Origin of the sequence: Haloarcula sp. Atlit-7R, from assembly GCF_003666065.1 — an archaeon.
GTDB lineage: Archaea > Halobacteriota > Halobacteria > Halobacteriales > Haloarculaceae > Haloarcula > Haloarcula taiwanensis.
Map to the genome: position 1 here is coordinate 98209 of NZ_QXIK01000002.1, position 23188 is coordinate 121396.

Annotated in this window: 25 protein-coding genes and 1 tRNA gene; 21 read left to right on the forward strand and 5 right to left on the reverse strand. The window is 63.0% G+C overall.

The features are described 5' to 3' along the window. The first annotated feature begins 22 nt into the window (after window positions 1–22). The 9 genes from cheY to flaJ all read left to right on the forward strand — a co-directional run bounded on the left by cheY (window position 23) and on the right by flaJ (window position 9033). Entirely contained in the window at window positions 23–382 is a 360-nt protein-coding gene (gene cheY / locus D3D01_RS04480; RefSeq protein WP_004515265.1) for a chemotaxis protein CheY, read from the forward strand. Then, a complete protein-coding gene (locus D3D01_RS04485) occupies window positions 383–1600 on the forward strand; it encodes a chemotaxis protein CheC (RefSeq protein WP_121511384.1) in 1218 nt (405 codons plus the stop codon). Next, complete coding sequence (locus tag D3D01_RS04490; RefSeq protein ID WP_121511385.1) at window positions 1600–2121, forward strand: chemotaxis protein CheD; 522 nt, start codon at window positions 1600–1602, stop codon at window positions 2119–2121. Before D3D01_RS04485 ends, D3D01_RS04490 begins: the two co-directional genes overlap by 1 nt. 241 nt (window positions 2122–2362) lie before the next feature. Continuing rightward, window positions 2363–3961, forward strand: coding sequence for a FlaD/FlaE family flagellar protein (locus D3D01_RS04495; RefSeq protein ID WP_121511386.1), 1599 nt, complete (start codon window positions 2363–2365; stop codon window positions 3959–3961). Further along, window positions 3945–4382: a flagellin gene (locus D3D01_RS04500; RefSeq protein WP_101351011.1), complete on the forward strand. Its 438-nt coding sequence runs from the start codon at window positions 3945–3947 to the stop codon at window positions 4380–4382. The genes D3D01_RS04495 and D3D01_RS04500 overlap by 17 nt, the downstream gene beginning before the upstream one ends. Window position 4383: 1 nt before the next feature. Next, window positions 4384–4836 (forward strand): CARDB domain-containing protein, encoded by a 453-nt coding sequence (locus D3D01_RS04505; protein WP_121511387.1) that lies wholly within the window; start codon window positions 4384–4386, stop codon window positions 4834–4836. Then, window positions 4833–5594: an ATPase domain-containing protein gene (locus tag D3D01_RS04510; protein ID WP_053967200.1), complete on the forward strand. Its 762-nt coding sequence runs from the start codon at window positions 4833–4835 to the stop codon at window positions 5592–5594. Before D3D01_RS04505 ends, D3D01_RS04510 begins: the two co-directional genes overlap by 4 nt. A gap of 14 nt (window positions 5595–5608) precedes the next feature. Further along, window positions 5609–7282 (forward strand): type II/IV secretion system ATPase subunit, encoded by a 1674-nt coding sequence (locus D3D01_RS04515; protein WP_053967201.1) that lies wholly within the window; start codon window positions 5609–5611, stop codon window positions 7280–7282. A 2-nt stretch (window positions 7283–7284) separates the two neighbouring features. Further along, complete coding sequence (gene flaJ, locus D3D01_RS04520) at window positions 7285–9033, forward strand: archaellar assembly protein FlaJ (protein ID WP_121511388.1); 1749 nt, start codon at window positions 7285–7287, stop codon at window positions 9031–9033. 266 nt (window positions 9034–9299) lie between these two features. Here the strand turns inward: flaJ and D3D01_RS04525 are convergent, their stop codons facing one another. After that, entirely contained in the window at window positions 9300–10397 is a 1098-nt protein-coding gene (locus D3D01_RS04525) for an aminopeptidase (RefSeq protein WP_121511389.1), read from the reverse strand. A gap of 271 nt (window positions 10398–10668) precedes the next feature. Here D3D01_RS04525 and gnd point away from each other — a divergent pair, with 271 nt between their 5' ends. Next, window positions 10669–11568, forward strand: a complete 900-nt coding sequence (gene gnd, locus D3D01_RS04530; RefSeq protein WP_121511390.1) for a phosphogluconate dehydrogenase (NAD(+)-dependent, decarboxylating) — start codon at window positions 10669–10671, stop codon at window positions 11566–11568. Between the two features lie 18 nt (window positions 11569–11586). Here gnd and D3D01_RS04535 read toward each other — a convergent pair whose 3' ends face one another. Next, on the reverse strand, window positions 11587–12036 hold the full coding sequence (locus D3D01_RS04535; protein ID WP_101351006.1) for a type IV pilin N-terminal domain-containing protein: 450 nt from the start codon (window positions 12034–12036) through the stop codon (window positions 11587–11589). A gap of 190 nt (window positions 12037–12226) precedes the next feature. Here D3D01_RS04535 and D3D01_RS24905 point away from each other — a divergent pair, with 190 nt between their 5' ends. From D3D01_RS24905 to D3D01_RS04565, 6 genes are all read left to right on the forward strand, one after another. Then, a complete protein-coding gene (locus tag D3D01_RS24905) occupies window positions 12227–12811 on the forward strand; it encodes a 2Fe-2S iron-sulfur cluster-binding protein (RefSeq protein WP_121511391.1) in 585 nt (194 codons plus the stop codon). 45 nt (window positions 12812–12856) lie between these two features. Further along, window positions 12857–12929 (forward strand) — tRNA-Arg (locus D3D01_RS04545). Window positions 12930–13195: 266 nt separating this feature from the next. Next, a complete protein-coding gene (locus D3D01_RS04550; RefSeq protein ID WP_121511392.1) occupies window positions 13196–14080 on the forward strand; it encodes an NAD(P)H-binding protein in 885 nt (294 codons plus the stop codon). 60 nt (window positions 14081–14140) lie between these two features. Further along, window positions 14141–15043 (forward strand): NAD(P)-dependent oxidoreductase, encoded by a 903-nt coding sequence (locus tag D3D01_RS04555; RefSeq protein WP_121511393.1) that lies wholly within the window; start codon window positions 14141–14143, stop codon window positions 15041–15043. Window positions 15044–15155: 112 nt separating this feature from the next. Then, window positions 15156–16553 carry a selenium-binding family protein gene (locus tag D3D01_RS04560; protein ID WP_101351002.1) on the forward strand — a complete coding sequence of 466 codons (1398 nt, stop codon included), beginning with the start codon at window positions 15156–15158 and terminating at the stop codon, window positions 16551–16553. Window positions 16554–16575: 22 nt separating this feature from the next. Beyond that, entirely contained in the window at window positions 16576–16893 is a 318-nt protein-coding gene (locus tag D3D01_RS04565) for a 2Fe-2S iron-sulfur cluster-binding protein (protein ID WP_101351001.1), read from the forward strand. Between the two features lie 11 nt (window positions 16894–16904). Here the strand turns inward: D3D01_RS04565 and D3D01_RS04570 are convergent, their stop codons facing one another. Both D3D01_RS04570 and D3D01_RS04575 read right to left on the reverse strand, forming a co-directional pair. Continuing rightward, window positions 16905–17141, reverse strand: a complete 237-nt coding sequence (locus D3D01_RS04570; protein ID WP_101351000.1) for a hypothetical protein — start codon at window positions 17139–17141, stop codon at window positions 16905–16907. Between the two features lie 38 nt (window positions 17142–17179). Further along, complete coding sequence (locus D3D01_RS04575; RefSeq protein ID WP_101350999.1) at window positions 17180–18247, reverse strand: zinc-dependent alcohol dehydrogenase family protein; 1068 nt, start codon at window positions 18245–18247, stop codon at window positions 17180–17182. Between the two features lie 87 nt (window positions 18248–18334). On the opposite strand from D3D01_RS04575, the gene D3D01_RS04580 reads away from it, so the two are divergent. Next, window positions 18335–18667 carry a hypothetical protein gene (locus D3D01_RS04580; RefSeq protein ID WP_101350998.1) on the forward strand — a complete coding sequence of 111 codons (333 nt, stop codon included), beginning with the start codon at window positions 18335–18337 and terminating at the stop codon, window positions 18665–18667. A gap of 57 nt (window positions 18668–18724) precedes the next feature. Further along, complete coding sequence (locus D3D01_RS04585) at window positions 18725–20053, forward strand: M28 family peptidase (protein WP_121511394.1); 1329 nt, start codon at window positions 18725–18727, stop codon at window positions 20051–20053. Between the two features lie 451 nt (window positions 20054–20504). Here D3D01_RS04585 and D3D01_RS04590 read toward each other — a convergent pair whose 3' ends face one another. Further along, a complete protein-coding gene (locus tag D3D01_RS04590; protein WP_121511395.1) occupies window positions 20505–21194 on the reverse strand; it encodes a hypothetical protein in 690 nt (229 codons plus the stop codon). A gap of 249 nt (window positions 21195–21443) precedes the next feature. On the opposite strand from D3D01_RS04590, the gene D3D01_RS04595 reads away from it, so the two are divergent. The 3 genes from D3D01_RS04595 (at window position 21444) to D3D01_RS04605 (ending at window position 23180) form a co-directional block, all read left to right on the forward strand. Next, window positions 21444–21734 carry a hypothetical protein gene (locus tag D3D01_RS04595; protein WP_101350995.1) on the forward strand — a complete coding sequence of 97 codons (291 nt, stop codon included), beginning with the start codon at window positions 21444–21446 and terminating at the stop codon, window positions 21732–21734. Window positions 21735–21948: 214 nt separating this feature from the next. Then, the gene (locus D3D01_RS04600; protein WP_121511396.1) at window positions 21949–22398 is read left to right on the forward strand and encodes a 6-pyruvoyl tetrahydropterin synthase family protein; all 450 of its coding nucleotides are present in this window, start codon (window positions 21949–21951) and stop codon (window positions 22396–22398) included. Next, window positions 22398–23180 carry a 7-carboxy-7-deazaguanine synthase QueE gene (locus tag D3D01_RS04605; RefSeq protein WP_121511397.1) on the forward strand — a complete coding sequence of 261 codons (783 nt, stop codon included), beginning with the start codon at window positions 22398–22400 and terminating at the stop codon, window positions 23178–23180. Before D3D01_RS04600 ends, D3D01_RS04605 begins: the two co-directional genes overlap by 1 nt. Window positions 23181–23188: the final 8 nt, after the last annotated feature.

Here is a 23188-nt window from a genome sequence, read left to right on the forward strand (position 1 = left end):
ACGATATGTAGGCTTGATAGGCATGCCAGACGTACTGATCGCCGACGATTCAGAGTTTATGCGTAACCTCCTCCGCGAGATTCTCGAAGAAGACCACGAGATCGTCGGGGAGGTCGAGAACGGTGTCGAAGCTGTCGAAGTGTTCAAAGAAGAAGGGCCGGACCTGGTGATGATGGACATCGTGATGCCCATCCGGGACGGCATCGAAGCCACGGACGAGATCAAATCCTCCAATCCCGATGCGAACGTCATCATGTGTACAAGCGTCGGTCAGGAAGAGAAGATGAAGGAGGCCGTGAAAGCGGGGGCTGACGGGTACATCACCAAGCCGTTCCAGAAACCCAGCGTGATGGAGGCTATCGAGGACGTCGTTCCCTCATAGATGAACGTCGATATTCAGTCGCTGGGCACGTTCAACCAACTCGCTCACGAGGGGGCCGAACAGGCCACGCAGTCGATGGGCCAGATGACGGGCATCGACGCCGTTGTCGACGTAACCAAGATTACGCTGCTTGACAGAGCAGATGTCGGCGAGGAACTGGCCGGCCGGGACTTTGTCGGGGTCGAGTTCTCCTTCGATGGCGTACTGGAGGGCGATACTGTCCTTGCCTTCGACGTGGACAGCGCCGGAACGATCACCGAGGAGATGATGCCCGGCAGCAGCGACGATGAGGCAATGGCCAGGAGTTGCATCGAGGAGATCGGCAACATCATGATGAGCGGGTTCATCGATGGATGGGCCGACTACGTCGGTGCGACCATCGACCACTCGCCGCCAGAGTATATCGAGGAGTCTGGCGGTGACGTGCTCCCTGATGCACCCGTGGACGCCGACCACCAGCAGGTGTTCGTGTTCAAATCGGAGATCGAATGGATCGACGAGTCGGTGAACTTCTACATCTACATGCTCCCTGAGTACGAGTCGCTCACGGAGATGATGGTGGAGCACGTCGACACGGACGGCGACGCGATTCCCATTGACAAGCTCCAGACGTTCAACGAGATGACGACTCGGGGCACTCAGAAAGCCGCTGACAACGTCGAAATGATGACCGGTATTCCGACTGAGTCGGAGGTGACACAGATCAGCTTCGCTCCCATCGAAGACGTGCCAAAGCAGATCGGGACGGACACGTTCGTCGGGACGGTCGTTGAGTTCACCGGGACGCCCAGTGGCTACCTTATGGTGTTGTTCGATGAAGTCTCTGCAATCAATGTTGCGGAGGCGATGATGCCCATCGAAATGGACAGCGACGAGCTAACCGACCAGCACAAGGCCGCCATCGAGGAACTGGGGAACATCATGACGAGCGGGTTCGTCGACGGCTGGGCGAACGTCCTTCAGACGTCGGTCGAACACACGCCACCACGGGTCGTCCATGACATGGGTCGGGCGATTATGGATCCGCTTGCAGCGCAGGTCGGACAGTATCAGGAGCATGCGTTCATTATCGACTCCCAGATGCAGACCGACGACATCGAGTTCCAGGCTGAAATTCACGCCCTGCCCAACGAAAAAGAGTTGCGCGCCGCCCTCAACGACCTCGATGTCGAGCGGGCGACCGAGACGGGCGCGGATGTCGAACAGATATTCAAATAATGAAAGTATACGATGGTAGCCAAACAGAGAGCCCCGAACGAAGTACGCCCGAACGTATTAAGATCGGCATCGCCGAGTACAAGGTGACCACGGAACCGGCCGTGCTGACCACGAGTGGGCTCGGCTCCTGTATCGGGATCGCGATATACGACACCCGCAAGACGGTAGCCGGGCTCGTTCACGTCATGCTTCCGTCGGCGGCTGATATCGACGGCGGGAACCATGCGAAGTTCGCGGACACAGGCATCGAAGCACTCATCGAGGCCATGGCGGATGCCGGGGCGTCGACGGAGGCGATGGAAGCCAAAATCGCCGGTGGGAGCGATATGCTCGACTTCTCAGAGAGCGGCTCCTCTATCGGGTCGCGAAACGCGAAGAAGGTGCGCGAGACGCTTGAGGAACACGGTGTTCCCGTTGTCGGTGAAGACCTAGGTGGTGACCACGGCCGGTCCGTCAAACTCGAAGCCGACACCGGTAATTTCATCGTCAAAAGCGCGAACACTGACTCGATAACACTGTGATGTCTGTGAGCAGTCTCCGTGCCTGACGGTCGGCGTCAGACGGACGACAGCCGCTCGTCTGCCGGGGGCGCACTGGGACAATCTGTTCTCCAATTGTCTGACCGGAATTAATCTGAAATGTAAAAAGCTAGTACTTGATCTGTTAATTTACGCTATCTGACCCGGGAAAATGGGATATTATTATCAAATATGATACGCTAAGGGGAATATTCAAGAGTAGAAACGGCCTGATATACAAGAGATGAGTAGTCCTGCTCTCGTGCCGCTGGCTCCAGCCGTTTCACCGGAACTGGTTGGACTGGCACCAGCCCTCTTTATTTTGCTAACCGGCGGGCTGGTTGGTATGAGCATCAAGAATATGTTCGATTCGATTCTCTCGGACGACGAGAGCGGGGGCACGAGTGAGGACGACGGTGACGGTGAGATGGCTGACGGCGGCGGTCTGATGGCCGATGACGGCGGTGGTGGTGACGACCTCGGCGGTCTCGGCGGCCTCGACGATGGCGGCGACGACATGGGTGGGTTCGGTGACGACGAGTTCGGCGACATGGAGGACGCGAGCGGGCCAGACACCGACGAACTGGAACACCGGCTCGACGAACTGGAAAACGAGGTCGGAAGTCTCTCCTCAACGGTCAACACTGTGCGGACGGAAAACGAGAGCATCTCCGAGTCCGTCGAAGAAACTGAGGAGAACGTCCGGAAACTGCTCGACATCTACGAGATGGTCACCCGCGGCGTCAACCCCTTCGCCGATGATGTCGATGGCGGCATGGGTGGCATGGGCGAAGGTGGCGGTTCCTTCGGTCTCTTTGACGACGACGGGAGCGACGACACAGAGGAGGATATCGACGACGATGTCGCCAACGCCGACGCAGAAGGGTTCTTCGACGAGGACCTGACTGAAGACACTGGCGGTGATATGTCGATGGACGACGGCGGCGTCGACGACATGTTTCCCGACGACGGCGACGACATGGGCGGCTTCGAGGACGACGGCGGGGCGTTCGACGACTTCGACGACACGGAGGACGACATGAGCATGGACGACGAGGAGAGTATGGACGACGACAGCGACGACGGCGACGGCGGCAAATCGTTTGCAGAGCTCAAAGACGAGTACGAGTCCGGCGACGCCGAGTGGGCCGAGGGTGAGGAACCCGAGGACGAATCTGACGACGACGATGACCTGCTCGGCGAAGGCGATGACGACCTGCTGGGCGAGGAGGACGATATGCTGGGCGAGGAGGATTCGGACGACGATATGGGCGGGCTGGAAGACGACGACCTCTTCGACGAGGTCATCGAGGACGACGGGAGTGACGAGGCCGAGGCGGCTACGGAAGCCGAACCGGAACCGGAGCCAGAGCCGGAACCCGAGCCAGCCGTGGAACCGGAGCCCGAGCCAGAGCCGACCGCCACGCAAACGGACACGGCAGCCGCCGGCAGCGGCGATGAATCAACGGTAGACGACGGCTCGGATGCGGACGCGGACGACGGCGGGAAGCCGTATCTGTCGACGATGCCGGAAGGGTTCGCGGCGGACCTCATCATCGTCGAATGGCTCGAGTTCCTGGTCCAGCACTCGGGCTACCGCGAGACGGCTCGCGCAATCGATTACTACGAGACTATCGACTGGATCGACGAGTCGGTCGCGGACCAACTCAAGGCGTACCTCCGCGGCTTCGACGACGTGAACGACACCGGGGATGGGTTGTCTATCGACCACCACACCGAGAGCTTGCACTACATCTCGCAGCTTGACAGTGACAGCGGCGCTGACGCCGTTGCGCTCTCGAAACTGGTGGGTGGAGGTGGTTCCGATGGGATTCAGCGTTAGCGGCTCGGCAGCCGTCATCTTCGTGGCTGCGTTCATCGGCTTCGGGATGTTCTACTCCGCGGCCGCGAACAGCTTCGAGCGCGTCAACGATGCCCGCGAGGACCAGCGCGACCGACTGCTCGATCAGCAAAACACTGACATCTCGCTTGTCTCGGCGACGTGGAACAGCAGCGGGAACGACAATCTCGTCGTGACCGTCGACAACACCGGCTCGGAGACGCTGTCGGTCGACGCAACCGACCTGCTGGTCGATAACGATTACCGCGCAGGATACGGCACGACTGTCGACGGTGACGGGTCGACGGACATCTGGGCGTCACAGGAGCGGTTGACGATTACCGTCTCCTCGCTCAGTAATCAGCCCGACCGGGTGAAAGTCGTCACCGAGAACGGGATCGCCGAAACGATGGTGGTGAGCTAACATGGCGAGCGTCTCAGTCTCACACCTGATCCTGTTCATCGCGTCGATGGCCATCGCCGCGAGCGTGGCTGGCGTCTTCACGAGCAGTATCGGCGAACTGAGCAACGCGGTTTCGGAACAGGGACTGGACGTGAGCAGTGACGTCCGGACCGATGTGGAAATCATCTCTGACAGCGGCAGCGACACGATATACGATAACGGCGACGAAACGATCACTATTCACGTCAAAAACACCGGATCAGAGACGCTAGCGCCGGTTCCCGGACAGCTGGATCTGTTCGTGGACGGGACTTTCGCCAGTGACTACACGGTGACGCTGGAGCCAGACGGTGGCAACATCTGGCGGCCCGGTGAAGTCGTCCGCATCGATATCAACGACAACCTGAGCAGCGGCGACCACCGCCTCAAGCTCATCGTCAACGGCGACGAGGAGGTGTTCGAGTTCAACACATGAGTATCGCAAGTACTGACCTATTCTCGCTCGGACTGGACGATCACGACCGGCTGAACAAGGAACTGGGCGGCGGTATCCCGCCCGGCAGCATCATCCTCGTCGAGGGGGACTACGGGGCCGGCAAATCCGCCATGAGCCAGCGGTTCACCTACGGCCTCTGTGAAGAGGGCCACGAGGTGACATACCTCTCGACGGAGCTGACCGTCGGGAGCTTCCTCGATCAGATGCACTCGCTGTCGTATGACATGGTCGACCATATCCTCGACGAGAACGTGCTGTTCCTGCACGCCGACATCGGCGAATCGAACGCCCTCACCGGCGGTGACGAACAGTCAGACCGGAAGGAACTCCTCAAGCGGCTGATGGAGGCCGAGGTGATGTGGGACGCCGATGTCGTCGTCATCGACACCTTCGACGCTATCCTCCGCAACGATCCCAAGTTCGAGGCCCTCGTCCGGCAAAACGAGGAGCGCCAGGCCGCTCTGGAAGTCATCTCCTACTTCCGGGATGTCATCTCCCAGGGCAAGTGCATCATGCTCACCGTCGACCCGTCGACGCTGGACGAGGAGGCTATCGGTCCGTTCCGGGCCATCGCTGACGTGTTCATCGAACTGGAGATGATCGAGGTCGGCAACGACGTGCGCCGGCAGATTAACGTTCTCCGCTTTGCCGGCATGGGTGAACAGGTCGGTGACACCATCGGGTTCTCGGTCCGCTCGGGGACTGGCATCGTCATCGAATCGCGCAGCGTCGCTTAGAGGTGAGCTAAGATATGACAGATCACGGACGTGCGAAGCCGTCGGACGAACTTCGACAGATGGCAGCGCGGCGGCCCCACCTGCGGGACCACCTGAAGAAGTTCAAGCAGATCACCGGTGAGTTCCCGATGCTCATCGACGAGGCCGACGACGAGTACGAGACGAACCGGCCGAACGTGCTCTATCCGGTCGGTGGCCCCATCTTCTGTCATATCTACGGCGACGTGGGTCAGGACATGAAGTACTACGCTATTGAGCCGGAACTCGACGAGGACGAGCGGGCCGTCTTCGGGAAGGTCCGGAACCGCCTGCTACAGCGTAGCGTCAACAAACCCGCACCGGAAAACGAGGCCCAGTTCGACGACCGCATCGAGGAACTCCTGCAGGAGACGACCAAAATCAGGGACGAGGACAGCGACAGCGGCGTCCTCACGCGCCTCTCGAACCTGACCGACGTGAGCAGCGTCGAGGTCACACAGGAGACCTACGAGAACATCCTCTACCGGCTGAACCGCGACATCGTCGGCCTCGGCCCGCTGGAACCGGTCATGCGCGACCCGGCCAACGAGGACATCCACGTCATCGGCCGTAGCGAGTGCCACGTCGACCACGGAGTCTACGGCATGTTGGAGACGACTGTCGAGTGGCAGAGCGAGGAGGCATTCGACCAGTGGCTCCGAAACATGGGCGAGCGGATGGGCGACCCGGTCTCCGACTCGGACCCTATCGTCGACTCGACGCTCCCGGACGGATCGCGTCTGAACCTCATCTACTCTGACGACGTGAGCCTCAAAGGGCCTTCACTCACGATTCGTCAGGGCGACGACGTTCCGCTCTCGATTTTCCAGATTACCAAGTGGATGACGCTGTCGCCGCAACTGGCGGCGTACCTCTGGCTCTGTCTGGAGAACGAACAGACGGTGTTCGTCGTCGGGGAGACGGCGTCCGGAAAGACGACGACGCTGAACGCCATCACCTCGTTCATCCCCGACGACGCCAAAATCTACACCGCGGAGGACACCGCCGAGGTGCTGCCCCCGCACAACACCTGGCAGCAACTGTTGACTCGTGAGGGCGAAGACGAGGGGACCAGTATTGATATGTTCGACCTCGTCGCCGCTGCACTGCGGTCCCGCCCCGACTACATCATCGTCGGGGAGGTTCGTGGTGAGGAAGGACGGATGGCGTTCCAGGCCGCCCAGACCGGCCACCCGGTGATGCTGACGTTCCACGCGAGCGACATCGTGTCGATGATTCAGCGGTTCACCGGCGAACCCATCAACGTCCCCGAGACGTTCATGGACGTGGCCGACGTGGCGCTGTTCCAGAACCGCGTCAAGCAGGGCGATCAGGTCCTGCGCCGCGTGACCAGCGTCCAGGAGATAGAGGGGTACTCGAAGGAGATGGACGGCGTCGTCACCCGGCAGGTGTTCAACTGGGACCCCGTCGAGGACGAGATCATCTTCCAGGGGATGAACAACTCCTTCGTCCTCGAAGAGCAGATCGCGACGCTGCTCGGCTACGAGGACACGCGTGACATCTACGACGACCTTGAGTTCCGCGCGAACCTTATCGAACGCGCCATTCAGGAGGGTATTCTGGGGTATCACGAGGTCAACGACTTCATTTCGGACTTCCAGCGTGACGGCGTCGAAGGGATCCCGTTCAACATGGCACGGCCCGACTAACGATGGCACAGGGTGAAGCCGAGAGCGACCTCGATCTGACGATATCCGAGACAATCCAGTCGCTCGTTGAGTCCTACCGCCAGATGACGATTCCGCTGGAGCGGTATCTCTTTCTCATCCTGCTGCCGGCCGCCGCTTTCTTCGTCATCTCCGCGGTCGTCGCCGCCCTGGTCGACCTGCCGCTCGCTATCCGGGCCCCGATTCCCCTGCTCGGCCTGTTGGTGGTGGCGTCGGCGATTTTCTACCCGAAAATCCTCCTGAGCCAGCGCAAGCGCGAACTCAACAACCGGTTTCACCTGCTCATCACGCACATGACTGTGCTGGCAACGACGAAGATCGACCGGATGGAAGTGTTCCGAACGCTGGCCGAAGAGGACGAGTACGGTGAACTCGCGATGGAGATGCACCGCATCGTCCAGCTCGTTGACACCTGGAACCTGAGCCTCGACGATGCCTGCCGCCGCCGCGCCAAGCAGGTCCCAAGTCGCGCCGTGTCGGACTTCTTCGACCGTCTCGCGTACACCCTCGGGGCCGGACAGGGACTCGACGACTATCTCTTGACTGAACAGGAGCAGATCATCCAGCACTACTCGACGGTGTACAAGAGCTCTCTCGACAGCCTGGAAGTGATGAAAGACCTCTACCTGTCGATGATCCTGTCGATGACGTTCGCGCTGGTGTTCGCCGTCGTTCTCCCGGTGCTGACTGGGACGAATCCGACGATGACCGTCAGCGCCGTCATCGTGATGTTCGTGTTCGTCCAGACCGGCTTCTACCTCGCCATCCGCTCGATGGCCCCTTACGATCCAGTGTGGTTCCACCCGGTCGACTACCCGTCGCCGATTGAGTCAAAGCTCAACAAGTCGATGGCCGCCGGCGTGGGGCTGTCGATGCTGCTCGTGTTCATCACGATGGGTGGGATGCTCGGCGTCTCGCCGGTCACGCTGAATGACCTCTTTTTCATGTTCGACGAAGTGCCGTTGCCGCTGTATGCCGCCGCGCCGATCACGCCGATGCTCATCCCTGGTCTCGTCTTCCGGCAGGAAGAACAGCGCATCAAGGACCGGGACTCGGAGTTTCCAAACTTCATCCGCGCGCTCGGTGCGACCGAGGGCGCGAAGCAGTCGACCACTGGGGCGGTGCTTCGCACGCTCCGCAAGAAAGACTTCGGCGCGCTCTCACCGAACATCGATAACCTCTACAAGCGGCTGAATATGCGGATTGAGCCGACATCCGCCTGGCGCTTTTTCACCGCTGACTGTCGGTCCTATCTTATCCAGACCTTCTCCGAGATGTATCTTATCGGCCGCGAGATGGGTGGGTCGCCAAAGCAACTGGGCGAACTCATCTCCGAGAACATGAATCAGGTGCTGCAACTCCGCCAGAAGCGCGAGCAAGCGACGACGACGCTCGTCGGCCTCCTGTACGGGATGACTGCCGCGTCGACGTTCGCGTTCTTCATCGGCCTGCAGGTCGTCAACATCCTCGCCGACATGTCGCTCAACCTGAGCACTGGGAGCCGGCTTGACGCCGCGTCGCTCATCAACACCAGCGTCTACAACATCCCGCTCATCGAGTTCCTGCTCATCATCATCATCATGTTCGGCGCGATGCTATCGTCGCTGATGATCCGGACTGTCGACGGCGGTCACAACGCCAACACGTACATGCACTTCGTGGTACTCTCGTGGATCGGTGCTATTACCGGGACGTTCACGAAGTGGCTGGTGTCACAGTTTCTCGCAATCTGAGAGTACCTTTTTACTTCGTCGCCCTTCCTCGCGGCGCTTCGCGCCGCTGTGGGAGGGCTCCTCGCAAAAATCTACGCTAAAAACGTCCGCCGAGTCGCGGCCGGTGGCCGCGCTCGGAGTGAAACCGCTCGCTCCGCTCGCGGTACAGTGACAGCGCTACAACCGCCGGCAAACCTGCCCTTCCCCGGGTCGCGCCACGCAGGGCGCTCCCGGCCCACAGAATCATGACATCTATTCCCGGCCCACAGCACCGCAGTCCCGCGACGCTACCCCTCGAAGCCGTCTTCCCACCGGAACAAGCCGTCTCGCTGGACGACCTCGCCGTCGACTTCGAGGCGCGACCCCTCGCCCATCGTCGTGATGAGGTCCTCGTGGACGGCGCTGTCGGTGCCGGACTCGCCATCGGGCAGGCAGGCGTCGTACGCGCGCCCGAGCGCGAGGTGGACGGTCCCGCCCATCTTCTCGTCGAAGAGGATGTTGTCGGTGACGCGGTCGACGCCGCGGTTCATCCCGATACCGAGTTCGCCAAGCTGGCGGGAGCCGCCGTCGGTGCCGATGATTTCCTCGATGACTGCCTCGCCCTGCTCGGCCGACCAGTCGACGACGACGCCGTCTTTGAACGTCAGCTCGACGTTTTTCACCCGGCGGCCCTGTATCGTCATCGGCACGTCGAAGGTGACGACGCCGGCGGTGTCGTATGGTGCGGTGAACACCTCGCCGGAGGGGAGGTTGTGCGAGTCGTAGGCCACGCTGGCAGCGGAGTTGACGGCGAGACGGCCGTCGATGTACAGCGTGATGTCCGTGCCGTCAGCGACGAGACGGACCGTCTCGCCCTCGTCAAGAATGTCTTTTAACCGGGCCTGTTCTTCGGCCAGCGCTTCCCAGTCCCGCAGCGTCGCGTCGTAGACGAAGTCCTTGTAGTCGGCGTAGGCCATCCCGGCCTGCTGGGCCATCGCCCGCGTCGGGTGCTGGGTCGACACCCAGTCGGTGTCCAGCCGGGCCTCCCTGATTTCTTGCCGGGCCGTCGAGTACGCCTGCCGCCGGTCGCTGTCCACGTCGGCCGTCTCGGTGGTATTCCGCGACCCCTTCAGGAACAGCACGCTGTCGGCTCGCTCGTACAGCGCCAGTTCGTACTCGGGGTCCTCGGTGAACGACCTGTCGTGAGCCTGCAGATAGGCCCGTGTGAGTTCGTCTGACTGGTACGTCGACAGGAGATTCGCGCCGCGGTCGCCAAGCTGCTCTGCCACGGCGACTGCGAGGTCGTGGGCTCCGTCTTCAACGGCCACGACCACGTCGTCACCCGCGTCGATGCGAGCGCTCCAGTCGACGAGAATCCGAGCGTGTTCGCGTATGCGGTCGTCCATGCCCTCACCAAGAGTGGCCGGAACAAAACGGCGGTGGTCCTCGGAATATCACGTATGATGTGATTGTATTCCGTAGATTTTTTGGATTCCAGAGCCGGAGTATTCGGTGCAGTACGGGACAGCGCTACGTGGCAATTGCTGGCTTCCCACGGCCGCTTCCGAGGCAGTTGGGTGGCGATGGCGCTATGACTGACGACGGCACGGGTGGTGTTCGTGCCACGCTTTTCTGTCGAACCGCAACCCCTACCTGTTCGGTCGGCGACTCCTCGGTATGGAACTTGGCGTCATCGGACTCGGACGCATGGGCCGAATCGTCGTCGACCGCGTACTCGAAGCCGGCCACGAAGTCGTCGTCTTCGATATCGACGAGGAGAGCGTCGCCGACGCGGCGGACGCCGGCGCTCGGCCGGCGTCGTCCATCGCGGACCTCGCGGAGAAACTCGGCTCGGAGAAACGCATCTGGCTGATGGTTCCGGCCGGAGACCCAGTCGACGCTGCGCTGGACGAGTTGGCTCCGACACTCGACGGCGACGACATCGTGGTCGACGGCGGCAATTCCTACTTCGAGGACTCGGTTCGCCGCGCCGAGTCGACCGACGCGGCCTATCTCGACTGTGGAACGTCCGGCGGTCCGGCGGGTGCAGAACTGGGTTTCTCACTGATGGTCGGCGGCCCGCAGTGGGCCTACGACGAACTGGTTCCCGTCTTCGACGCCGTCTCGACCGGCCCCGACGGCCACGACCGGATGGGACCGGCCGGCTCGGGCCACTACGTCAAGATGGTACACAACGGTGTCGAGTACGCACTGATGCAGACCTACGGCGAGGGCTTCGAACTGTTGGCCAACGGCCGTTATGACCTTGATCTCGAATCGGTCGCCAACACCTGGAACAACGGCGCGGTCATCCGGTCGTGGCTGCTGGAACTCTGCGAGGAGGCGTTCCGCGAGGAGGGCAACGACCTCGGTGACGTGGCCGACCGCGTCGAGGGCGGGTCGACGGGGACCTGGACCGTCCAAGAGGCGCTCGAACAGGAAGTCCCGGTGCCGCTCATCTACCAGGCGCTGGCCGAGCGGTTCGGTTCGCGGGCCGACGACGGCCGCTTCTCGCGCCGCCTCGCAAGCCGGCTCAGGTACGGCTTCGGTCGCCACGACGTCCCACGACGGGAGTGAGTGTGCTACCGTGTCGCTTCAGGATTCGTTTGCTGGAGCAGTGCTTCTTGCGAGCACTGTTGTCTGGTCGTCTCCGTGCCAGACGAGGCTGACTTCGGTTCCGCCCTCGACGTTAACGCTCGACTGATCGCCGACAGTCACTCTGCCGTCGTCATCGTCCCACCCCACTGTTTGTCCGTCCGTCACTTCGATAGTGAGTTGCTCCGCGCTGATCGTCTCACCACCGTCGTGGGTTACAACAGTAACCACACCGTCTGGTGTCTGCTCGTGCTCGAACGAGAACGAGGCCTGTGGGGCCACAGATACGTCGCCCCCACCGCTACCCATTCCCAGCACGAAAGACGCAATTACCGCCGAGACGACGATGATAATCGGAATGAGGATGACCAGAACAGCCATACTGACACCGATTCCGACGAGTACCTTTCCAGCGGTACCGAGATTGTTCCACGACTCTTTTACTCTCATGTCACTCCCCATTAATTGATAGAACTAAACAGTATGGAAATTAATCGCCTCCATCGGGCACACTGTTGTCTGATGGCCGGGCCGTTCGCGGGTGGCTGCGGGTGAAACAACAGCTAATATGGCCGGGCCGTTCGCGGGTGGCTGCGGGTGAAACAACAGCTAATTAAACCAGTATTCCATAGTCGTGCACATGGTAGAACTCGTTGGACTCGCCGCCGGGGCCACGCTTACCCTGATAGTGGTCGCGCTCCACTACGCCAAAGGGACCGGTTGGGAGGCACCGGAAGATATCTCTCAGGAGGTCCTTGAGCAGCGGGCCGCGACAGTCCCCGAGACGGACTTCCCGGAGCCGTACAACCGCTCTATCGGCGGTGGCGGTGCCACAGCGATTCCGGCCGGTGAGGCCGAAGGCGAACTCGGCGAAGGCGAAGAGGTCGAAGAGGAGGACGACGGCTTCGACCCCGACGACATCGCCGACGACGAGGTCGAGTACTACGAAATCGAATTCGCCAAGGAAGGCGAGACAATCGAGGTCGCCAACAACGAGACGATTCTCGATGCTGGCGAAGAGGAAGGCTGGGACCTCCCCTACGCCTGCCGTGAGGGCCAGTGTATCTCCTGTGCCGGCCATATCGAGGACGGCCCGGCCGAGGACTACATCCGCCACAGCAACAACGACTCGCTGATGGACGACGACATGGAAGAGGGGTACTGTCTGACCTGTGTCGCGTACCCGACCAGCGAGTTCACTATCGAGACCGGCGAGTCGCCCTGACGGGTTCACAATCGTTAAGACGCGCAGTCCGATAGCGTTTCTTGTGGGCGGCTAGTTCAGCGGACAGAACGCCTGGTTCCGGACCAGATGGTCGGGGGTTCAAATCCCTCGCCGCCCGTGCAGCGAACCCGAGTTTTACGAGCGGTGAGCGAACCGGAAGCGAGGATTTGAATCAGGGAGTGTAGCGGTGCGAAACGACTGTGGTTCAAATCCCTCGCTGCCCGCTATTCTGCGAGGAGCGGACGTGACGAGCGAATAGCAGTATCAGAGCGGTTTGAACCCGGGGAATCGCAACGCCCGTCCCTGTTTCTCACGGCCCCGGTGACTGTCACGGCACGGGAATCGCCGCAACGTCCTTGAGGTTCCGACACAAGGTACGAACACATGCGTGTGCTCGTCGTGGGTGCGACCGGATTCATCGGACAGCGACTGGTCCGTGCCCTGAACGACGCAGGCCACGACGTGGTGGCGTTCTCCCGGAGTGCGAGCGAAGAATCGTTTCCCGACGGGGTCGAGCCGTTCGAGGGTGACCTCGGCGACCCAGACTCCCTCGATGGACTCTGCGACGACATCGACGTTGCGTACTACCTCATCCACTCGCTCACTTCCGAGAACTTCGCTGAGCTGGACCGTCGCTACGCCCGTCGGTTCGCGGACTCGGCGTCGGCCGCGGGCGTCGACAGGGTTGTCTATCTCAGCGGTATCAGCGGTGACGAGGAGAACCTCTCGCCCCATCTGGCGTCGCGGCGCGAAGTCGAGTCGGTGCTGGCGGAGGGGTCGTTCGACCTGACGGTACTCCGTGCGGCGGTCATCATCGGCCCGGAGAGCGCGAGCTTCCGGATCGTCAACGACCTGACCGACCGGCTGCCGCTGATGCTCGTCCCCAAGTGGGTCAGAACGCCGTGTCAGCCCATCGGTGTCGACGACGCGATTAGCTACCTCGTGGCGTTGCTCGATGCCGATGAGACCCGTGACGAGACCTACGACATCGGCGGGCCATCAGTGTGGTCCTACGAGTCGCTGCTGAAACTCACCGCGGCAGAGAAGGGCAAGCGACTGTTTATCATCCCCGTGCCGGTGATGACGCCGGGCCTGTCCTCGCACTGGCTTCGATTCACGACAGACGTACAGTACGCTATCGCCCGGCCGCTGGCAGAGAGTATGCGGAACCCAGTCACGGTCGACCCGGAAATGGACCTGCAGGACGTCGTGCCAATCGACCAGACGCCGATCAAGGACGCCGTTCGGAAGGCGCTCGCTGCGGCGTGAGGACGGCCATCGACGTGTCCCGGCGGAACCCCTTTGAGTCTGTCTGGTGCATATCCTTGCATGCCCGAATCGGTCGCCGTCACTGGCGGTAACGGCCGTGTCGGCACGCACGTTCTCGAATATCTGGATGCAGCGGGATACCGGACGGTCAATCTCTCCCGCGGTCGGCGCGACGAGACACACTCGGACGTATACATCGAGACTGACCTGCTTGATGCGGGCGAGGTGTACGGTGCACTCGCAAAGAGCGATGCCGACGCTGTCGTCCACCTCGGAATGGTTCCCACGCCCGACCAGACGCCGGGATACCGGACCTATGAAAGTAACGTCATGTCCAGCTATCACCTACTGGAAGCAGCCGGCGAACTGGGTATCGACACGGTCGCTCTGGCGTCGAGTTTCAGCGCCATCGGCGGCGGGTTCGAACCGGACGCCATCACGCTCGACTACCTCCCAATTGACGAGGACCACCGCCTCACGCCGTCGAACCCGTATGCAATGGGGAAACAGGCACTGGAGATCGCTGCTGATGGGTTCGCCCGCCGGAGCGCGGACGCACCCCAGACCATTACGTCGCTTCGGTTCCCGTGGGTGGTCGACGATGACTTGGCCCACGAGACGTTCGTCGAGGCCGACCGTACCCTCGCTGGACTCCGGAACTCGGCGCATTTCCATACCCAGCGTAACACGCTCTGTGGATATGTCCACGCTACCGATGCTGTCACGCTCGTCGAGGCAGCCATCGAGGCGTCGTTCGATGGCCACGAGCGGTTCTGGGTGTCGGCCCCGGACACGAGTGCTGAGACACCGAGCGCCGAACTCGCAGCGGAACTGTATCCCGAGGCCGACTACCGAAGACAGACGGGCGAGGACAGCGACCCGTATGCGGCGCTCATCGACACCTCGAAAGCCCAGCAGCTGCTCGACTGGGAACCGACGTGGAGCTGGCGACAACTGGCGTGAAGCCGACGGTGGCCCGTGCATCGAGCCGGACGCTGCCATTACCACGCCGCATGTAGCGGCCGTTTCATCCGGAACACGTCGCTAAAATGTAATGTGTATGTAACTAACAAGCATGAGTGACGCCGAACAGCCGTCAGAGAGCGAGACACACGACCATCACGAGCATCACGACCACGAGGGGCCGGGCTATGCCACTCCGCAGGCGGCCATTGAGGAGGCCGAGCGCGAACGGACCGCCTACGTGATGGGGCTGCACGTGGGTCAGGACGTCGACGCGCCGGACTTTCTGGCTGTCGTCGATGTCGACCCTGACTCGGACACCTACAGCGAAATAATCAATCGAGTCAAAATGCCGAACAAGGGCGACGAACTCCACCATTTCGGGTGGAACGCCTGCTCCTCATCGTGCCACATGGACGGACTGGAGCGCCGGCATCTCGTCATTCCCGGCCAGCGGTCATCTCGAATTCACATCGTCGACACCAAGGAGCGACGCGACCCTGAACTGACGAAAGTCATTGAACCGGAAACGGTGTACGACCACGACCTCTCCGCGCCCCACACCGTCCACTGCATCCCCGACGGTGAGATCCTTATCTCCATGCTGGGCGACGCCGACGGCGACCTCCCCGGCGGCTTTCTGGAACTGAACGACGACTTCGAGGTGCAGGGTCGGTGGGACCCGCCCGGCGAGATCGAGATGAACTACGACTACTGGTATCAGCCCCGCCAGAACGTGATGCTGTCGACGGAGTGGGCGGCCCCGAAAACCTACTACCCTGGGTTCGACTTAGAGGACGTTGAGGACGGCAAATACGGCCAGCATCTCAATTTCTGGGACTGGGAGGCTGGCACCGTCGAACAGACCATCGACCTCGGCGAGGACGGTCTGATTCCGCTCGAAGCCCGCTTTCTCCACACACCCGAGAGCACGCACGGCTACGTCGGCGCGGCGCTATCCTCGAATATCATCCACTTCCACGAATCGAACGGTGAGTATCATGCCGAACCAGTCATCGAGTTCGACGACCGTGAACACGAGGGGTGGGACATGCCGGTGCCAGCACTGGTAACGGACATCCTCATCTCGATGGACGACCGCTACCTCTTCGGGTCGAACTGGCTCCACGGCGAGGTGTGGATGTACGACATCTCGGACCCGTCGAACCCCCGGAAGGCCGATTCGATCTCTATCGGTGGCTACTTCGGCGACATTCAGCAGGTACAGGGCCGTGACATCGTCGCGGGTCCGCAGATGCTTCAGCTCTCACTCGACGGCGAGCGGCTGTACTGGACGACCTCGCTGTTTTCGTCGTGGGATAACCAGTTCTTCCCCGAGGAGGCCGAGACCGGCTCGGTAATGCTCAAAGCCGATGTGGATCCGCGGACGGGGACAATGTCGCTGGACCGGGACTTCCTCGTGGACTTCGGCGACCTGCCCGAAGGCCCTGCTCGTGCCCACGAGATCCGGTGGCCCGACGGAGACTGTACCAGCGACGTGTGGCAATGACGGCGGTGCGGGTGGGCAGCTGATGTCCGAGGTCCAGCTGGACTGGCGGGACAGCGACCGGACGGAGACGATTTTCGTCCCGGACGGCAAGACGATACTCGATGCCGCGGCGGCCGCGGATATCGGACTGCCGTTCGGCTGTCGAACCGGTGCGTGCGGGACCTGTACCGCTCGGCTGCTGTCCGGTGACGTGGTGCATCACCGCTCGCCGCGGGCACTCAAGGACCGACAGCTTGCGGACGGCTACGTCCTGCTCTGTATCGCCGAGCCGACAACCGACACGCATCTCGCCGTCGGCGCGACGGTGCAGGCCGAACTGGTCCCGAACCCCTGGAAGTGACGGGGAGCCGGTCAGGTCCGGTGGTGACCCGACAGCGCTTGCTGGAGTACCTGTCCCAAGAACCCGATGGCCGGGACGACGAACACCGTCGCGTGGACCCAGGCGTCGTACGTGATATCGCTCGGCTTGGTGACCAGAAAGAGGCCGTAGAGGACGAGCATCACGATAACCCACAGGACGGTGATGACCAGAAACGGGAGCGCGTCCCGGGCTGGGTCGACGACAGCGTCACGCAGTATGTTGGACATGCTTGGGGTGTCAAGCTGAAGCGCTAAAAGCGTACCCGCTACCGGCCGAACTCCGTTACCAGTTCGATACCGTCGGTCCCGTAGTCTGTCATCGCGGCCAGCCGCTCCGAAACTTCCTCTAGTGCCACCCGGCGGGTGACGAGTGCGCCGGGATTGAGCGTCCCGTCAGCGACCAGACGGAGGAGTTCGTCGTACCGCGACGGCGGCATCCCGCGTGAGCCGAGCACGTCGATATCCCAGCGGGTGATCCAGTCGGTCGGCAGCGCCACCTCGCCGCGTTCAGCATCGGTCGTCAGCCCGACCTGAACGTGCGTTCCTCGTGGTCGGAGGCATCGAACGCTGTTCCGACAGGTCTCGGCCCGGCCCAGCGCGTCGACGGACACCTCCGCGCCGCCGTCGGTTTCGGCCTCGATGGCCGCTGGCACGTCTGCCACAGCGCTGGCGTCAACGACAGCGGTCGCACCCACATCACGGGCCATCGCCAGCGGGTCCTCGCGGATGTCGACGGCGATGACGCTCGCACCCAGCGCCGACGCGATCTGGACGGCCGCCAGCCCGAGGCCGCCACAGCCATGCACCGCGACGCGGTCCCCGGCGGCGATGTCAGCCCGATGTGCCAGCGCGTGAAAGGCCGTGACGTACCGACAGCCCAGCGCTGCCGCGGCGTCGAAATCAACGCTGTCGGGCAGCCCCACGAGGTTGTAGTCGGCCTGCGGGACGGCGACTCGCTCGGCGAACGCGCCCGGAACGTCGGACTCGAAGCCCAGCGCCCACCCGCCCGTACAGACGTTGCCGTGACCGTTTCGGCAGTAGCCACAGGTCCCGTCGCCGAGGTTGAACGGCACGACGACGCGGTCGCCGGCCGACACTGTCGTCACCCGGTCGCCCGTCTCGACGACGCGGCCCGCCGGTTCGTGGCCCAGCACCTGTCCTATCGGCACGTCGTCGTCGGCCCAGTCGCCGTGGCCCTGCCAGGCGTGCCAGTCGCTCCGACAGATGCCACACGCCTCGACCGCGACGACGGCCCCGTCCGGGTCCGGGGTCGGCGGATCGCGGTCCCGGACTGCCAGCGGTTCGTCGTACGCCTCAAGCACTGCGGCGCGCATAGGTCTGCTTCGCGCGCTCCGGACAAAATACCGGAGGCCGCCGTCGCTCGGGAGTGACTTTATGACTCGGACCAGCGATATCCGGACATGACCCTCCTCCCGGTGCTCGCTGCCCTGTTCGTGTCACCGGTCGCGGTCGCGCTGGTGTATGCCGACGCCGGGCGACGCGACCTGTCCAGCCGGTATCGCGCGGTCGCCGCCGCGACCGTCGGCGTCGCCAGTTTCGGCGGGTTCCTCGCCGCCGCCGTCTTCGGGAGCGGGCTCCTTTCGGCGTACCGCCGCCTGCTGGACCAGCCGGCGGTCGCCGTCACGCCGCTGGAGTTTCTCCTCTCCCTGCTCCTGTTCGGCCTCGTCGGCACCGCGCTGGCTGTCCTGGGGTACGGAGTCGCCAGCCGGTTCGGTCCGCTCGCGCCCCGGTAATCGCCGCGCCGGCCGCCGACCCCTACCTTCAAACCCGGCACGACCCCACCGAGAGGTATGGACGACACTGACTGGATAGGCGAGACCTTCACCAGCACGGTCGGGTGGGACCACCTGGAGAGGCTGGTCGACATCGGGAACCGGATGGCCGGCAGCGACGGCGAACGGACGGCCGCAGAGACGACCCGAGACGCGCTGGCGGCGTACGCCCGCGACGCTCGACTCTCCGAGTTCGAGATACAGGGCTGGGAGCGGGGCGACAGCGCCGTCCACGTCGATGGGTCACCGGTCGCGACACGGGCGCACGAATGCATCGCCCTCCCGCGGTCGCCGTCCAGCGAGGTGACCGGCGAACTGGTGGACGTCGGCCACGGCCTCCCGGAGGATTTCGAGGACGCTGACTGTGAGGGCCAGATAGTGCTGGCCCGCTCTGACGTGCCCGACTGGTACGACCGGTATATCCACCGGCGGGAGAAGTACTACCTCGCCGTCGAGGCCGGGGCGGCGGGGTTCATCTACCGCAACCACGTCGAAGGCGTGCTGCCACCGACCGGGAGCGTCGGCACGGCTGAGACCCCCATCGGCGAGATTCCGGCAGTCGGCGTCGCCAGCGAGACGGGCGCGCGACTGGGTCGCCGCTACGCCGGTGATGATGTCGCCCTTAGCGTCGACTGCGAGACGCCCGCTGCGACGAGTCAGAACGTTCACGCCGAACTCGGACCGGACACGGACGAACGACTGCTGGTGACCAGTCATGTCGACGCCCACGACATCGCGGAGGGCGCGATGGACAACGGCGCGGGGACGGCGATGGTCGTCGAACTCGCGCGGGCGCTGGCCGGCCGCGAGCACGAACTGGCGACGCGCGTGGAGTTCGTCACCTTCGGCGCGGAGGAGGTCGGACTCGTCGGCTCGAACCGGCTGGCCGCCCACGTGGCCCCCGACGACGTGACGGCCGTGCTCAATCTGGACGGCGTCGTCCAGGGCCGGACGCTGAAGTGTTTCACCCACGGGTTCGACGCGCTCGCGGCCGCCGCCGAGGACGTGGCCGACCGTTTCGACCACCCCATCTCGCTCACGCCGGAGCAGGGTCCCCACAGCGACCACTGGCCGTTTGTCCGGCGCGGCGTCCCCGGCTACCACGTGACCAGCGAAACCGGCGGCGAGGGCCGCGGCTGGGGCCACACCCACGCCGACACGCTGGACAAACTGGAATCCCGGACGTTCCGCGAGCAGGCCGTCCTGCTGACCGAACTCGCCGTGACGCTCGCCGACGGCTCGGTGCGCGCCGACCGCAAGGACCCCGCGGAGATAGCTGCCGCCCTCGAATCGCAGGACCTCGCCGAGGGGATGCGGATTACGGGCGACTGGCCCTTCGACGACTGAGACCCACTGCCGCGGTGGTCTCCGCGACTGGCGGCGGATACATACCAGATTTCTAGTATATCGGACCCCTCTCGTGTTCGGCAGTCCTGGTGTCTGACGATGGATTATAATGATTTACTCGGTATAGAAGTAACATATTCCGTAGGTTATTTACCATATGGGGACATGGAAACCGATGGCAGGTTGATTGGTCTACGTACTGTAGCCCGTATGTGAACGCCGTTACCGGCGTTCGCTGCCAAGCTCCCATGCTCTATCGGCCTCGCGGAGTCCGAGGCCGAGTCGACGTGAGTAACCACACCTGCCGTCGTCAGTCAACACCAACACCAATACCTGACACAACGGCCGTCCACGTGCCAAGACGGCCGCTGTGTCCACTTTCGGACATACTACTCCAAACACCGACTGGTAACGCAGACTGAGCAAAGCGGCACGTAGCGGCAGGGCCACTCTATGAGTCGTACGCCTGCGCTACGTCAGCCTTCGCCGACGGAATGACCTGCTGTTCGGCGTGGCGCATCGACCGCAACGCCTCGTCGGTGAATTCGACGTCGAGCGTGGGCAGGGCCCGTGCGAGACCGCCCAGCACCTCGCCGGGGTCGATGCTGAGTTCGAAGGCGAAGGCGTTCTGGTCCTCCCGCAGCGGAACGGAAAACTCGAAGTGCGTCTGAACGATATCCGTCGCCGTCTCCTGGTCGTATGTATCAGTGACAGCCGTCCAGAAGTCGTCGCTGTCGGCGGCGACCAGCGGCGCGAGGTCGTCTCCAAACGACTGCTGGCGGGCCAGCAGCCGCTCCCGAATCTGGTCTCGTCGGTCGCCACGGACAGTGTCACGGAGCGCGTTCCAGTAGATATCGCGGGCCAGCACGTCGTCAGCGTATGCGTCGAACGCCGCGTCGGTGGCAGCGTAATCCAGCACCGGCTCCAGCTGGTCGAGTATCTGCTGCTGGTAGGACTGGAGTTTCGGCCGGATAACGTGTCGTTCCAGCGGGCGGCTGTTGTTCAGCAGTTTGCCCGCAACGCGGCCGCCGCTCCCGTTTGACCCGCGAAGCACGGCTGCCACATCGAACGCCGCGTACGTCTCGTCGACGAACTGCGAGAGGTAACGCTCGAACTCCCGTTCGACGGCACGTCGTGTCACACCCAACCCTGTGGGCTGCAGTGACCTATCCCTTACGCCGATATCCGCGAACGATAGTCGCCTGTGAGATGGGACTCCCGTCCATCGCTTTCGACCTGTGTTCCGAGATCACTGCCGGCCACAGCCCGCCCACCCACCCACAGGCGTCCGCACGGCGAGGGTACCACAGGTGCTGTCCGGGCTTGCGCCTCGGGTCCCCGCTGGACATCTAACACGGCCGTTATCACTGTGCGTGCCTAAACAGCGTTTGTGTCCAGTGACCTGCCCAGCGACGTACACGCGGTGCTGACACAACTCGCTGAAGAGGGCGAGACGGCGATCAGCGGCGCGGAGTTCGATACGGCTCGACAGGCAGTTGCGACAGCCGAGACGGTCAGCCAGCACAAGCTCCCGGAGTGTGAGTTGCGCTCGCAGTTGCTCCACGGCTGCGAGCAGGTACACACGGCGCTAGATGACGGCCATCCCGACGCTGCCGCCGAGTATCTCCGAGCGATGAACCGACGACTTGCGGCCGTCGCCGACGATTCACTCTCCGAGTGACTTGCCACTCCCACTAACACGTAGCGCGGTCTTCGATGGTCATCGAGCGCCGTCCCACGGTGAACGCTGTCCGTTCGTTCCCGAGGGGTGTCTCCACTGCGCACCTACTGTCGGACAGTGACGACTCGCCCCTGCTCGTCTCAGTTCTGTGTTACCGAGGCACTGGCTAGCCAGCTCCCGTGAGAGTTAAGCCACCGACCGATAATACCGTGGTATGTCTCAGGGACTATCGAAGGCCGATGACACGCCCGCCGACGCTGGCGAACGGGAACTCGTCGTCGGCGGTGACCGGCCGCTCCGTATCTCTGCGGGCCATCGATTGCTACAGCACGACGGGAAATGCTCGCGCCCGCACGGACATAATTACGAAATAACGGTCCGTGTCACCGGTGAACTCACCGACGAAGGGTGGGTCGTGGATAAGGGAGACATCACGGACGTGGTCGACGAGTGGGACCACCGCTTCCTGCTCGAGGCCGGTGACCCGCTGGTCGAAGCCTTCGACGCCAGCGGCGATGGCGATGCCGTGGTCGTCCTCGACCACCCGCCGACGGCCGAGGTCATGGCCGCGATACTGGAACAGCGCCTCGCCGACCGCCTCCCGGAGACGGTGTCGGGCGTCGCCGTCTCCGTCCGGGAGACCAGCGAACTCTGTATCCGCTGATGCCGGTCGCAAACGACACGCCCGGGGTCGACATCGAGGGGACCGACGCCGACGCGGAGACGGGCGACCTCCCTATCAACGAACTGTTCCAGTCGCTTCAGGGCGAGGGCCGACTGGCCGGCGTCCCGAGCGTGTTCGTCCGAACCAGCGGCTGTAATCTGCGGTGCTGGTTCTGTGACTCCTATCACACCTCTTGGGAGCCGACCCACGACTGGTTCACCGTCGGCGACGTGGTCGCGGCTATCGACGAGTACGACGCCGGCCACGTCGTCCTCACCGGCGGCGAGCCGCTGATTCACGATTCGAGCGAGACCCTGCTGGCGCGGCTGGCCGACCGCGGGTATCACACGACGGTCGAGACTAACGGAACCGTCGTCCCGGACGCCCCTATCGACCTTGCCAGCGTCAGCCCGAAACTGGCCTCCAGTACGCCGACGGCCGACCGCGACCCCGACGGCGACGGCGAGTGGGCGGACCGCCACGAGGACCGGCGGCTCGACGTGCCGACGCTGGCCGAACTCGTCGAAAGCTACGACACGCAACTGAAGTTCGTCGTCACCGGTCGCGAGGACATGGCCGAGATCGAGCGCCTCATCGACCGACTCCGCGACGCCGCGTCCGCACGCGTGGATGACGACGACGTGTTGCTGATGCCGGAAGGACAGACGCGCGACCAGCTCGAATCGACCCGGGAGACAGTCGCGGACCTCGCGCTGGAGTACGGCTACCGCTACACGCCGCGGCTCCACGTCGACCTCTGGAACGACGCACCGGGAACGTAACTGCCTGC

Bases quoted from the DNA above. Each gene is read 5' to 3' on its own strand.
- D3D01_RS04565 (WP_101351001.1), top strand. From the start codon at position 16,576: ATGTCCGAGGTCCAGCTGGACTGGCGGGACAGCGACCGGACGGAGACG.
- D3D01_RS04550 (WP_121511392.1), top strand. From the start codon at position 13,196: ATGCGTGTGCTCGTCGTGGGTGCGACCGGATTCATCGGACAGCGACTG.
- D3D01_RS04585 (WP_121511394.1), top strand. From the start codon at position 18,725: ATGGACGACACTGACTGGATAGGCGAGACCTTCACCAGCACGGTCGGG.
- D3D01_RS04580 (WP_101350998.1), top strand. From the start codon at position 18,335: ATGACCCTCCTCCCGGTGCTCGCTGCCCTGTTCGTGTCACCGGTCGCG.
- D3D01_RS04605 (WP_121511397.1), top strand. From the start codon at position 22,398: ATGCCGGTCGCAAACGACACGCCCGGGGTCGACATCGAGGGGACCGAC.
- D3D01_RS04510 (WP_053967200.1), top strand. From the start codon at position 4,833: ATGAGTATCGCAAGTACTGACCTATTCTCGCTCGGACTGGACGATCAC.
- D3D01_RS04485 (WP_121511384.1), top strand. From the start codon at position 383: ATGAACGTCGATATTCAGTCGCTGGGCACGTTCAACCAACTCGCTCAC.
- flaJ (WP_121511388.1), top strand. From the start codon at position 7,285: ATGGCACAGGGTGAAGCCGAGAGCGACCTCGATCTGACGATATCCGAG.
- D3D01_RS04525 (WP_121511389.1), bottom strand. From the start codon at position 10,397: ATGGACGACCGCATACGCGAACACGCTCGGATTCTCGTCGACTGGAGC.
- cheY (WP_004515265.1), top strand. From the start codon at position 23: ATGCCAGACGTACTGATCGCCGACGATTCAGAGTTTATGCGTAACCTC.
- D3D01_RS04600 (WP_121511396.1), top strand. From the start codon at position 21,949: ATGTCTCAGGGACTATCGAAGGCCGATGACACGCCCGCCGACGCTGGC.
- D3D01_RS24905 (WP_121511391.1), top strand. From the start codon at position 12,227: ATGGTAGAACTCGTTGGACTCGCCGCCGGGGCCACGCTTACCCTGATA.
- D3D01_RS04560 (WP_101351002.1), top strand. From the start codon at position 15,156: ATGAGTGACGCCGAACAGCCGTCAGAGAGCGAGACACACGACCATCAC.
- D3D01_RS04500 (WP_101351011.1), top strand. From the start codon at position 3,945: ATGGGATTCAGCGTTAGCGGCTCGGCAGCCGTCATCTTCGTGGCTGCG.
- D3D01_RS04570 (WP_101351000.1), bottom strand. From the start codon at position 17,141: ATGTCCAACATACTGCGTGACGCTGTCGTCGACCCAGCCCGGGACGCG.
- gnd (WP_121511390.1), top strand. From the start codon at position 10,669: ATGGAACTTGGCGTCATCGGACTCGGACGCATGGGCCGAATCGTCGTC.
- D3D01_RS04495 (WP_121511386.1), top strand. From the start codon at position 2,363: ATGAGTAGTCCTGCTCTCGTGCCGCTGGCTCCAGCCGTTTCACCGGAA.
- D3D01_RS04515 (WP_053967201.1), top strand. From the start codon at position 5,609: ATGACAGATCACGGACGTGCGAAGCCGTCGGACGAACTTCGACAGATG.
- D3D01_RS04555 (WP_121511393.1), top strand. From the start codon at position 14,141: ATGCCCGAATCGGTCGCCGTCACTGGCGGTAACGGCCGTGTCGGCACG.
- D3D01_RS04575 (WP_101350999.1), bottom strand. From the start codon at position 18,247: ATGCGCGCCGCAGTGCTTGAGGCGTACGACGAACCGCTGGCAGTCCGG.
- D3D01_RS04490 (WP_121511385.1), top strand. From the start codon at position 1,600: ATGAAAGTATACGATGGTAGCCAAACAGAGAGCCCCGAACGAAGTACG.
- D3D01_RS04535 (WP_101351006.1), bottom strand. From the start codon at position 12,036: ATGAGAGTAAAAGAGTCGTGGAACAATCTCGGTACCGCTGGAAAGGTA.
- D3D01_RS04505 (WP_121511387.1), top strand. From the start codon at position 4,384: ATGGCGAGCGTCTCAGTCTCACACCTGATCCTGTTCATCGCGTCGATG.